11 protein-coding genes are annotated in these 11,605 nt (G+C 65.9%); 5 read left to right on the forward strand and 6 right to left on the reverse strand.

Going from position 1 to position 11,605, the window contains the following annotated elements; genetic code table 11:
* Position 1 precedes the first annotated feature (1 nt).
* The 4 genes from H597_RS0112375 (at position 2) to H597_RS0112390 (ending at position 4,378) form a co-directional block, all read left to right on the forward strand.
* A complete protein-coding gene (locus H597_RS0112375; RefSeq protein WP_154668080.1) occupies positions 2 to 364 on the forward strand; it encodes a hypothetical protein in 363 nt (120 codons plus the stop codon).
* A 72-nt stretch (positions 365 to 436) separates the two neighbouring features.
* Entirely contained in the window at positions 437 to 1,792 is a 1,356-nt protein-coding gene (locus H597_RS30665; protein ID WP_051293735.1) for a TolC family protein, read from the forward strand.
* Positions 1,789 to 3,165 carry a multicopper oxidase family protein gene (locus tag H597_RS0112385; protein ID WP_028102431.1) on the forward strand — a complete coding sequence of 459 codons (1,377 nt, stop codon included), beginning with the start codon at positions 1,789 to 1,791 and terminating at the stop codon, positions 3,163 to 3,165. Before H597_RS30665 ends, H597_RS0112385 begins: the two co-directional genes overlap by 4 nt.
* A gap of 28 nt (positions 3,166 to 3,193) precedes the next feature.
* On the forward strand, positions 3,194 to 4,378 hold the full coding sequence (locus H597_RS0112390; RefSeq protein ID WP_229632159.1) for a voltage-gated chloride channel family protein: 1,185 nt from the start codon (positions 3,194 to 3,196) through the stop codon (positions 4,376 to 4,378).
* Here the strand turns inward: H597_RS0112390 and H597_RS30670 are convergent.
* From H597_RS30670 to H597_RS0112420, 6 genes are all read right to left on the reverse strand, one after another.
* A complete protein-coding gene (locus H597_RS30670) occupies positions 4,367 to 5,230 on the reverse strand; it encodes a DUF72 domain-containing protein (RefSeq protein ID WP_035374031.1) in 864 nt (287 codons plus the stop codon). The two genes, H597_RS0112390 and H597_RS30670, sit on opposite strands and share 12 nt — an antisense overlap.
* On the reverse strand, positions 5,227 to 6,003 hold the full coding sequence (locus tag H597_RS0112400; RefSeq protein ID WP_028102433.1) for an NF038132 family protein: 777 nt from the start codon (positions 6,001 to 6,003) through the stop codon (positions 5,227 to 5,229). The genes H597_RS30670 and H597_RS0112400 overlap by 4 nt, the downstream gene beginning before the upstream one ends.
* A gap of 161 nt (positions 6,004 to 6,164) precedes the next feature.
* Positions 6,165 to 6,701 carry a hypothetical protein gene (locus H597_RS0112405; protein WP_028102434.1) on the reverse strand — a complete coding sequence of 179 codons (537 nt, stop codon included), beginning with the start codon at positions 6,699 to 6,701 and terminating at the stop codon, positions 6,165 to 6,167.
* 4 nt (positions 6,702 to 6,705) lie between these two features.
* A complete protein-coding gene (locus H597_RS30675; protein WP_051293737.1) occupies positions 6,706 to 7,380 on the reverse strand; it encodes a PA4824 family protein in 675 nt (224 codons plus the stop codon).
* Complete coding sequence (locus tag H597_RS0112415) at positions 7,340 to 8,620, reverse strand: ABC transporter ATP-binding protein (RefSeq protein ID WP_028102435.1); 1,281 nt, start codon at positions 8,618 to 8,620, stop codon at positions 7,340 to 7,342. The genes H597_RS30675 and H597_RS0112415 overlap by 41 nt, the downstream gene beginning before the upstream one ends.
* Positions 8,617 to 10,308: an ABC transporter permease gene (locus tag H597_RS0112420; RefSeq protein WP_035374033.1), complete on the reverse strand. Its 1,692-nt coding sequence runs from the start codon at positions 10,306 to 10,308 to the stop codon at positions 8,617 to 8,619. The genes H597_RS0112415 and H597_RS0112420 overlap by 4 nt, the downstream gene beginning before the upstream one ends.
* A 369-nt stretch (positions 10,309 to 10,677) precedes the next feature.
* Between H597_RS0112420 and H597_RS0112425 the strand changes: the two genes are divergently transcribed.
* Complete coding sequence (locus H597_RS0112425) at positions 10,678 to 11,601, forward strand: STM4015 family protein (protein WP_229632160.1); 924 nt, start codon at positions 10,678 to 10,680, stop codon at positions 11,599 to 11,601.
* The last annotated feature ends 4 nt before the right edge of the window (positions 11,602 to 11,605 follow it).

An 11,605-nucleotide genomic window follows, 5' to 3' on the forward strand; every position in this document is an offset into this window, starting at 1 on the left:
CATGAAATCCATGATCCGTGTCATTGTGCTGTGGCTGATGCTGGTGGCTTTGCCCTTCCAGGGCTTTGCTGCGGCCAGCATGCTGCTGTGCGGCGCCGCCAAGCCGGTGGCGCAGGCCGCAGGGCACGATCATGCGGCCATGCAGGCTTCGGCCCAGCACGACGACGGCGGCGCGCACTGCGCCGGCGGTTCCCACGGCAACGCCATGGGACATTGCTGCGTCGGCGCCGCACTGGCCTATGCCTTGCCGCAGGCGGCTGCTCAGCCGCAGCGCGCCGAGCGCCTGCGCCTGCCGGAGGCCATGCCGCCGCCGCCGGTCGATCTCGCCCTCCCCAAACGCCCGCCGCGGGCAATCCTCGCCTGATCCATGCCGGCCCTGGCGGCTGGCCCCTTCCTGCGCGCCCGCGCAGGACGACTAAGCAAGGATAAGACAAACATGAACCAAGCATTCAAGCTGGCGGCCTTGGCCGCCGGAGCTGCGCTGCTGTCCGGTTGCGCCACGTTTTCGAACCATGGCGGTTTCGGCGCGGTAGCGCAAGCCACCAGGAGCCGCAGCGGCGCCGAGACGCGCATGCTGCGCAACGATGAGGACCGGCGCGCGCTGGACGAGCAGCTGAAAACGCTGCTGGCCGAACCGCTCGGCGCCGATGCGGCCGTCCAGGTCGCGCTGTTGAACAACCGCAGCCTGCAGGCGCGCTACTGGGATCTCGGCGTCGCCGAGGCGGAACTGGTGCAGGCCGGCCGCCTGGCCAATCCCGGTTTCAGTTTCAAACGCACCCACGGCGGCGGAGAAGTCGCCATCGAGCGCACGCTGAGCATGAACTTTGTCCAGCTGTTGACTCTGCCGCTCGCCAATCGTTTGGAACGGCGGCGCTTCGAACAAGTCAAGCTGGCGCTGGCCGGCGACGCGCTCGCCATGGCCCACCAGGCCCGCCTGGCCTGGATCGAAGCGGTTGCGGCGCAGCAGGGCGTGGAATACGCGCAGCAGATCAGCGATGCCGCCGAAGCCAGCGGCGAGCTGGCCAAGCGCATGCAGGCGGCCGGCAACTGGAGCAGATACGACGCCGCGCGCGAGCAGGCTTTCCACGCCGATGCCATGGCCGACGTCGCGCGCGCCCGCAAGGCTGCCACGGCAAGCCGCGAAAAGCTGACGCGTCTCCTCGGCCTGTCCGGTCCGGAGGCCGGGACTTACCGTCTGCCGGCGCGTTTGCCCGAATTGCCCGCCAGTCCGCGCACCGTGGCCGATGCGGAAGCCGCCGCCATGCGCGACCGGCTGGACGTGCAGGCAGCCCGCCTGTCCGCGCAGCACACCGCCGATGCACTGGGCCTGACCCGGACCACGCGCTTCATCAATGTGCTGGAATTGAGCGGCATCAGCGAAAAAGAAGGCGAGCGCCGTTCGCATGGCTATGAAATTTCGCTGGAAGTACCGCTGTTCGATTGGGGCGGCGCCCGCGTGGCGCGTGCCGAGGCTACCTATATGCAGTCGCTCAACCTGCTGGCGGCGGCCGCCGTCAACGCCCGCAGCGAGGCGCGCGAGCGCTACCAGGATTACCAGGCTTCCTACCAGTTGGCCACGCATTACCGCGATGTGGTGATTCCGCTGCGCCAGAAGATCTCGGAGGAGACCCTGCTGCGCTACAACGGCATGCTGCTGTCCGTGTTCGAGCTGCTGGCCGATGCCCGCGAACAGACCGCCGCCGTCAACAACTACATCACCGCGCTCAAGGAATACTGGATCGCGGACGCCAATCTGGACGCCGCGATTGGCGGTAAAGGAGTACAGCAATGAGCAACCGTCGTTCTTTCCTTGCCAACGGCGCTGCCGCACTGATCGGCGCTGGACTGGTGAGCCGTGCCGGCGCCGCCGGTTTGCCGGAGGCTCCGGTGCAGTCGGGCGCTGCCACCACGCCGCCGCTGATGCCGCCCAACGGCCGCCCATACAACCCGGTGGTCACGCTGAACGGCTGGAGCCTGCCGTGGCGCATGAAGGACGGCGTCAAGGAGTTCCACCTGGTGGCCGAACCGGTGCTGCGCGAAATCGCGCCCGGCATGGTTGCCCGGATGTGGGGCTACAACGGCCAGAGTCCGGGCCCGACCATCGAAGTGGTGGAGGGCGACCGGGTGCGCATCTTCGTCACCAACAAGCTGCCCGAGCATACCAGCGTGCACTGGCACGGCCAGATCCTGCCGAGCGGGATGGACGGCGTGTCCGGCGTGAGCCAGCCCGCGATCAAACCCGGCAAGACCTTTGTCTATGAATTTGTAGCCAAACATGCGGGCACTTTCATGTACCATCCCCATGCTGACGAGATGACGCAGATGGCGATGGGCATGATGGGCTTCTGGGTGACGCACCCGAAAGACCCGCGCCAGCATGCGGTGGACCGCGATTTCGTCTTCCTTCTCAGCGCTTACGATATCGAACCGGGCAGCATGGTCCCCAAGGTCAACACGATGACGGACTTTAATATCTGGACCTTCAACAGCCGCGTATTCCCCGCCATCGACCCGCTGGTCGTGCGGCAGGGCGACCGTGTGCGCATCCGCGCCGGCAACCTGACCATGACCAACCATCCGATCCATATCCACGGCCACCGGTTCGCGGTCACCGGCACCGATGGCGGCTGGATTCCGCCGACCGCGCGCTGGCCCGAAGTGACCACGGATGTCGCGGTGGGACAGATGCGGGCGATTGAATTCATCGCCGACAATCCGGGCGACTGGGCCTTCCATTGCCACAAGTCGCACCACACCATGAACGCCATGGGCCACAATGTGCCGACCATGATCGGCGTGGACCACAGCGGCATCGCCGAAAAGATCGGCAAGCTGGTGCCCGGCTATATGGCCATGGGCGACAAGGGCGGGGCAATGGGCGGCATGGAGATGGAAATCCCGGAAAACACGCTGCCGATGATGACCGGCACGGGTCCGTACGGCGAAATCGAGATGGGCGGCATGTTCACCCTGATGAAGGTGCGTCCGGACCAGAAGCGGGGCGACTACAGCGATCCTGGCTGGTACAAAGCGCCCCAAGGCAGCACCGCCTACGAATGGACTGGCGAACTGCCGCCCGCCGTGTCGGCGCCGAGCGCTCCCGCGCCGGCTGGCGTCACGCCGCTGGAGGTGACGCGCGACAAGAAGGGGCACGATCATCATTAAGCAATTACGCTACCTCGGAAAATGGAGCTTGCTGGCCGGCATCGTCGCCGCGCTGGCGGGCAGCGCGTCCGCCTTTTTCCTGGTGGCCCTTGACGTCGCCACCGCCTGGCGCGAGGCCTATCGCTGGGTGGTCTGGCTGCTGCCGCTGGCCGGCTTTGCCGTCGGCTGGATTTACCTGCACGTCGGCAGCCGGGTGGAGGCAGGCAACAACCTGCTGATCGACGAGATCCACGATCCGAAGAATGTGGTGCCGCTGCGCCTGGCGCCGCTGATCCTGTGCAGCACCGTGGTGTCGCATCTGTTCGGCGCATCGGTTGGCCGCGAAGGCACGGCGGTGCAGATGGGCGGCGCGTTGGCCGACCAATTGACGCATGTCTTCCGGCTGCAGCGCGAGGACCGCAGCACGGTGCTGATGGCCGGTATCAGCGCCGGATTCGCGTCCGTCTTCGGCACGCCGCTTGCCGGGGCGGTCTTCGGGCTGGAAGTGCTGGTGGTAGGGCGGATGCGCCTGGCCGCGATATATCCCTGCATGCTGGCGGCCCTCTTGGCCGACCAGGTGACCTGGGCATGGGGCGTCGGCCATACGCATTATCCTGCGGGTGCGCTGGGCGCGCCGGATGGGCCGCTGCTGCTGTCGCTGGCGGCCATTGTGGCGGCGGGCGTGGTGTTCGGCTTGGTCGGGCGGGCATTCGCTACCGCCACGCATGCGCTGTCGGCGTGGTTCAAGGAGCGGATTGCCTACGCCCCATTGCGGCCCCTGATGGGCGGCGCCGTCATCGCCGTCGTGGTTGGCGTCGCCAGCGCGTGCGGCATCGACCTGCACCGCTATCTGGGGCTGGGCATCGGCCCGATGGTCGAGGCTTTCCGGATTCCGCTGGATTGGTGGGATTGGCTGGGCAAGTTCGTGTTCACCGTGGGTTCGCTGGGCGCCGGTTTCAAGGGCGGCGAGGTGACGCCGCTGTTCAATATCGGGGCGACGCTGGGCAATGTGCTGGCGCCAATCCTGCACCTGCCATTCCCGTTGCTGGCCGCGATCGGCTTCGTGGCGGTCTTCGCCGGCGCGGCGAATACGCCCCTGGCCTGTACCGTGATGGCGATGGAACTTTTCGGTCCAGCCATCGGCCCATATGCCGCGCTGGCCTGCGCCGTGGCCTTCATGTTCTCCGGCCAGTCAGGCATCTACCGCGCCCAGCGCCGGCCGCTAGCCGAGTAGGCGTTGCGCCAGGCTGCGCGCATCGTAGGGTGCGTGCACTTTCACGTCGTTGTCGAAGTAGCAGTAGATGTCCCGCTTGGCGCGCGCTGGCGGCGCCGCGCCAGCGATCAATTTCGCGTCGGCAGGCTGCGCACCGCTTGCCCATGCCCGGATGCGTTCGGCCCAGCGATCCAACGATGGCGGCGTGTAGCCGCTGGCGTACAGCTCCTTTTCCCCGTGCAGGCGCAGGTACATGAAGTTGGCCGTCACATCCTCATAGTCCGGCCATTTGCCGGCCGTGTCGGCGACCACCAGGGCGGCCTTGTACTTGCGCAGCAGCCGTATAAAGCTGGGGTCGGCGAAGGAATCGTGGCGGATCTCGACCGCATGCAGCAGTTTGCGGCGCGCGTCCGTTTCCGTCGCCGCACGGCCATCCATGCGCGGCTCATAGTTACGGGCGAGGGCGGAAGCCTGTTCCGTGTCCTGCGGCAGCAGGCTGAGAAAGTGCTCGAACAGCGCGGCGTCGAACTTGAAATTGGGCGGGAACTGCCACAGGAATGGACCGAGTTTTTCGCGCAGCAGCAGGACACCGCTGGCGAACACATTGGCCAGCGGCTTTTCAGGATCGCGCAGGCGGCGGATGTGCGTGATGTAGCGGTTGCCCTTGTGGGCGAACACGAATCCCGCAGGTGTGGCCTGATACCAGGCCTGGTAGCTTTCCGGTCGCTGCAGGGAATAGAAGGAACCGTTGATTTCGATGGTGGGCACGGCGCGCGACGCGAATTCGAGTTCGCGTGACTGCGTCAGATCCGGCGGATAGAACACACCGCGCCAGGGCGCGTAGCGCCAGCCGGAGATGCCGATACGGATCACTGCGGCCGGCCCTTCAGCCTGCCTAGCAGGGCGAGACCGGCCAGCAGCATCGCGTATTGGGCCGGTTGCGGGACCGGCAAAGGGGCCCCGTCCACAGTGATGGCGTCGAAAGCCAGGCCGGAATCGAAGTTATGGTCGTTCCAGTTGGTGACGCCGAATTCCAGCCGGTAGGTGCCGGCGTCGGCGATTTCATACTGCGCCCGCACCCAGCCGGTGGCGCCGCAGGCGCCGCTGCCGTAGCACCTGTCGGACGATGTGCCGAGTGGTGACCATAACGTCTGTCCGTGCGCCACCTCGACCGGGAAGGGCGTCAGCGTTGCCTCGGGAGCAGGCATGTCGAAGCCGGGAATGGTATTGCCGTTTGCGTTGGACCGGGCGGTGACCAGCAGCGCCACCGGCGTGTTGTCCGCGTCGAGCAGTCGCGTCCAAGCGTAGTCCCCAAAATCCGCGCCATCCGAGGTCACATAATCGAAATGGAAGTCCAGCGCGGAACCTGCTGCGGCATTGAAGGAAACGGAACGCAGGCTCGAACCGTTCGACGGACCGCCGGTGCCGCCGACGCCAGGCAGTGCGGCCTGGCCCGTGCTGCCGGCGCTGGATACCCAGGCATACGCACTGCCGCCGCCCGGCGCCAGTGGCACAACGCCATCGGCGGGCGATGTGCCGCACCTGCCATGGCATCGCCATGCGGCCGGAATGCCGCCGTCAAACGTGCCGGCGAACGCCGGTGCAGCCGCCACGGCGGCAAGCAGAAGAAAGTGTCTGGTTTTCATTTCGCAGCCCCTCGAAGAGAACCCCATCATTCTCCGCGTACAGCGCGCACATGGCGAAAGCCTGCACCTATCGTGCAGGCGAGCGCCATTGCCAGTTTCTGGCGTGTACGGGGATATTGCGGAAGAGCTGCTGCGCTTGGGGGGCGGCTCGGCGAAAAACTCTACCTGAAGGGGACGCCAAGGCCCGGCCACATGGTATCGACCATGGGTTTGCCGTCGCAAAACGAGGGATCGGCGGGAAGGCCGGTCTGGATGCCCCGGCAGGTCCAGATTGCACTGCCGTTCTGCCCAGTATATTGGTCCCAGGCCCAGGCGCTGTCGCTCACAGGAACGACGACCGGCTGGGGCGATGGCTCGCTGGCGCCGTACACGCCGACGCTGCCGCCAACTCCGACGCCGACGTCGCTATGCCTGCTCGCGGCGGCGACCAGTGCCACAGCGCCAGCAACCGCGCCTACAGTCACCAGCGTTTCGCGTTGCTTGATGATGCCCGGGCAAGACGACTCGGCAACGCCGCGCCGGCCCAGTTCCATGCGCAGCGCATTGGCGAAGTCCATATCGGGCGCGCCGGTAGCGAGTGTCTTGCACATCTGGAACTGGCTGGCGGAAGACGGGTTGGCGTAAAAACTTTGCGGGCCGACTCCGGCGCAGGCGGACAGCAGGGATGCCGCGGCAACGATGGCGAATAGTTTTTTCATCACCTCAGTATAGCAAGTGCGGCAGGGACCACGTCAGGCCGAAGCCCAGCTGTGGTTCCGAACTGGGGGCTTTGGCAACGCTGGCGTCCATGTCAAGCCGGTTGTCGATCAAGGTGTAGCGCAGGCCCAGCTGCCTGGTCGGCGCGCGGTGCCGGCTGCCGTAGCTCTCCAGTGAAACGCTCCAGCGCCGGGCGAAGGCGAATTCGCCGCCGGCGCTCCAGGTCGCGCGTGGTGCCTCGGCAGGCTGGCGCATCCAGCCCGCATTCAGGTGGACCAGCAGGGCGCTGTTCATGAAGGCCATCGACAGCGGGAAGTTGACGGTATCCTGGCGCGCCGCGCCATGCTGGCTGGCGAGGGTGAGGCCGAGGGCCCAGCCGTCCCGCCCGAGCGTCCGCAGCACCGTCTTGGCCTGCAGGACGGCCGCGCGCGCCTGCCCCTTGCCGGCGCCGAGCTCCCAGTCGCCGACGCGGCAAGCCGGCATGGCCCACCATTCGCGCAGGTTGCCGGTGTGCTGATGCCAGGCCTCGACCTGGCAGTCGTGCGGATCGAGGATGGTCGCGTCGTCGGTGGCCAGCGGACGGCCGGCCCAGGCGGGGGCCGCCAGCAGCGCGCCGGCAGCCAGCAGCAAGGCCCGCAGCTCAGGCGAGGCGCAGGCGGCGCGTGTGGAAGTCGAATTCATAGATCTCCCCGTAGCGCCCCCATTCGACGGCGGTACGCATGATGCGGCGCGCTTCTTCCGGTTCGCTCGACTCCATCAGCAGCGACAGCACCTGCTCCTCGGGCAGGGCGCCGTCGGCGGACGTGCGCAGCATGCCGTAGACAAGCTGCGGCAGCGTGACTTGCGTGAGCAGCTGCCTGCCGAAGATGGCCTGGCGCGCCGCGTGGTCGGCGGCTTCGTAGCGGCGGCCGAGCGCCGTCATGGCGATGTCGCCGCCTTCGACCGTGGCAAAGCCAAGCTGCGACAGCGCTTCGCAGGCAGGGAACAGCGCCTCGTCCGGCAGTTCGCTTTCGTCGGACAGGCGCGGCAAGTCGGCGCGGCCGGCGAAAGGCGCCGATGCCAGCAGGGACAGCACGGCTTCGATGCGTTCGATGTCGGCGTCCGGCAGGCGGTAATCCGGTCCGGCTTCGCGCGCCGGACCGGCGGCAGGCACGGGGCGCATGGTCATCAGGCCGTACACTTCGTCCACCAGCTGGCGTACGGCGGGGCTGTCGGCGTTGCGCGGGCGCGGCAGGTCGATGCGGATTTCGGTGCGGATGCGGCCTGGGTCGCTGGACAGCAGGATGATGCGGTCGGACATCATCACCGCTTCCTCGATATTGTGCGAGACGACCAGGATGCCGCGCGTCGGGATGCGGCCGTGGTCCCACAGCTCCAGGATGTCGTCGCGCAGGGTTTCGCCGGTCAGTACGTCGAGCGCGGAGAAGGCCTCATCCATCAGCAGCACGTCCGGATTGGTGACCAGGGCGCGGGCAATGCCCACGCGCTGGCGCATGCCGCCGGAGAGTTCGCGCGGCAGGGCGCCTTCGAAGCCGGAAAGACCCATCAGGTCCAGCATCGCTTCGCTGCGCGCGGACCGTTCGGCCGGCGCCACGCCCTGCGCCTCCAGCCCGAGCTCCACGTTCTGCTGCACGGTGAGCCAGGGGAACAGGGCGAAGGACTGGAACACCATGGCGATGCCCGGCACCGGCTCGGTCAGCGGTGCGCCGCGGTATTTGGCCACGCCGGCATCGGCTTTCACCAGGCCGGAAATGATGCGCAGTAGCGTCGATTTGCCGGAACCGGATTTGCCGAGCAGCGCCACGATCTCGCCCGACTGCAGCGAAAAATCGACGCCGTCGAGCACCGTGCGGCTGGCGCCATCGCCAGTGCGGAAGGATTTGCCGACGCCTTGCAGGTCGACCAGGATATCTTCTTTCATACCTGCTCCTGATACAAACGGCTCCAAACGAAGCGGTTGATTGTCATTACAAAGATGCACATGACGCCGATGCCCAGCGCAATGCGCGGAAAATCGCCGGCGTCCGTCATCTGCTTCACATAGCTGCCCAGGCCATGCGCCACCAGCGTGGTCTTGCCCCAGGTGACATATTCGGCCACGATGCTGGCGTTCCACGAGCCGCCGGAAGCCGTGATGGCGCCCGTGACGTAGCTGGGAAAGACCGCCGGCAGGTAAATGCGCTTCCATTTCAGCCAGCCTTTCAAGCCCAGGTTGGCCGCCGCCAGACGCAGGTCGTTGGACAGCGTGGAGGCGCCCGCGACCACATTGAACAGGATGTACCACTGCGTGCCGAACACCATCAGTGGGCTGAGCCAGATGTCTGGATTGAGCCCCAGGTGCAGCACGGAATACACCACCACCGGGAACAGCAGGTTGACCGGGAAGGCCGCCAGGAACTGGGCCACGGCCTGGATCTTCTGGGCATAGCGCGGGCGCAGGCCGATCCAGATCGCCACCGGTACCCAGAACAGCGATGCCAGCGCGATCAGCACCGTCACGCGGGTCAGCGTCGCCAGGCCGAGGCCGAAGACGCTGGCCGCTTCGCGCCAGCCCACCTCGGTGTGAATGAAGGCGGCGACGCGGTAAGTGGCCCAGATGGCCAGCACCAGCAGCATGGTGTCGGCGGCGCGGGCCGGCAGGCGCCAGCGGCTGGCCGGCTTGTTCGCCGCGGCGATGTTGACGGGGCGAGCAGGGAACCAGGCCAAGGTGCCGCGCATCAGCGTCCAGGCCTTGTCGCTCAGGCGGCTGGCGACGCGGCTGCGGCGCACCCAGTCCAGCAGCCAGGAACGGCGGCCGACGTCGCCCTCCGATTCCTCGAAGCGGAACTTGTCGGCCCACACCAGCAGGGGGCGGAAGAACAATTGGTCGTACATGACGATGCCGACGAACATGGCGCCGATGGCGCAGGCGATGGCGCGGCCGTTTTCGGCCTCGATGGCGACGGCGATATAGGCGCCGATGCCGGGCAGCTTGACGTCCTGTCCGGCGACGGAGATCGCTTCCGCCGCGACCAGGAAGAACCAGCCGCCCGACATGGACATCATCATGTTCCACAGCAGTCCCGGCATGGCGAAAGGCAGTTCCAGGCGCCAGAAGCGCTGCCAGGACGACAGCCGGAACATGCGGCTTGCCTCATGCAGTTCGGCCGGGACGGCGCGCATCGACTGGTACAGGCTGAACGCCATATTCCAGGCCTGGGAAGTAAAGATCGCGAAAATCGCCGCGCATTCGACGCCCATCTGGCTGCCCGGGAACAGGGCGATGAAGGGCGCAATGGCGATCGCCTGGAAGCCCAGCACCGGCACCGACTGCAGCACGTCCAGCAGTGGCACCATGATCTTTTCGGCCTGGCGGTACTTGGCCGCCACCGACGCGAACACGAAGGCGAACAGCAGCGAGAACGCCATAGCGGCGAACATGCGCAGGATGGTGCGCAGGAGGTAATAGGGCAGCGCCAGGGCGTCCAGGCTGACCGGCATCGGTTGGCCAAGCACGAACGGGCGCGCCATTTGCATGGCGCCATAGGCGACCGCAATCAGTACCGCCAGTACCAGCGGCAGCAATGCCCAGTCCCAGCGGTTGGGACGTGTAGTGATAGATGCGAACATCAGGCTCTCCGCAGTGGATGCGGGCCCGCAATCGTGCGCGCTTGAATCTCAGGTTGTCTGATGGAGGTCCACCACCCGCGTGCGGCGGATGACGGTGGGGTCGGGAGCCCAGTACGTGATCGTGCCGTTATGCGATGCCGAAGTGAATTCGGGAACAACTATGACTCGAACAAGTGCCCATGAAAGGGGGCTCCAAAATATGATAACGGGCCGGAGTGTATGCTTGGGTAATACTTCGAGTCAACTTAGGGGATCACGTAATTTAAGTCGCAGCTAAGTCCTTTTGCTGGTTTTTCGCATCATTGAAATACATGGCATGTTAACATTGCAATGTTTCCCAAGCGAAAGGCGCCAGGGATCTTCTTCAGGATGCGCATTGTGACCATTTCCGAAAGCACTGAAACCTTCTTCAATAAAACCGTGACCGCGTTCGACCCGGCTAAGCCGGTCGACCTCTCCGGCAGCAAAGTCTACCGCCTCTCGCTCGACTACGACGATGAACGCAAGATGTCCGACCTGTTGGAAGAATTCCTGGGCCGCGCCGACAAGTCCAAGCTGGACGCGCTGGTAATCGGCATGTGGGGCGAGCCTTACGAATCGAGCGCCGATGACGTGATCGCGGCGCTGGTAGCCCATGCGCCGGAGTTGCCTGCGCTGCGCGCCCTGTTCATCGGCGACATGACGTATGAGGAATGCGAGATTTCCTGGATTAACCAGGGCGACTATACGCCGCTGCTGAAGGCCTACCCCAAGCTGGAAGTATTGCGTATCCGCGGCGCCCAAGAGTTGTCGCTGCAGCCGGTGACGCATGCCGCCCTGCGCAGCCTGACCATCGAATCGGGCGGCTTGCCGGCCGAAGTGGCGGAAGCATTGGCCTCCTGCTCCCTGCCCGCGCTGGAACACCTGGAATTGTGGCTGGGCTCCGAAGGCTACGGTTTCTCCGGCGACGTCGAGCTTTACCAGCGTGTGGTCAGCGCACTGGCTGTGCCTTCGCTGCGCTACCTCGGCCTGCGCGATGCGGAGATCTCCGACGAACTGGCGCAGTGGCTGGCGGGCGACGAATTGCTCGGCCGCCTGGACACACTGGACCTGTCCCTGGGCACCCTGGGCGACGCCGGCGCGCAGGCACTGCTGGACAGCGCTCACGTCCGATCGCTGCGCCGGCTGGACCTGACGCACCACTACATCTCCGAAAAATTGCAGGAGCAACTCAAAGCCCTGCCGCTCGAAGTGGTGTTGGACGATGCGCAGGAAGAGGATGACGGCGACCGCTACGTCGCCGTTGGGGAATAAGGCA

It is taken from the genome of Pseudoduganella violaceinigra DSM 15887, assembly GCF_000425385.1.
Taxonomy (GTDB): Bacteria; Pseudomonadota; Gammaproteobacteria; order Burkholderiales; family Burkholderiaceae_D; genus Rugamonas; species Rugamonas violaceinigra.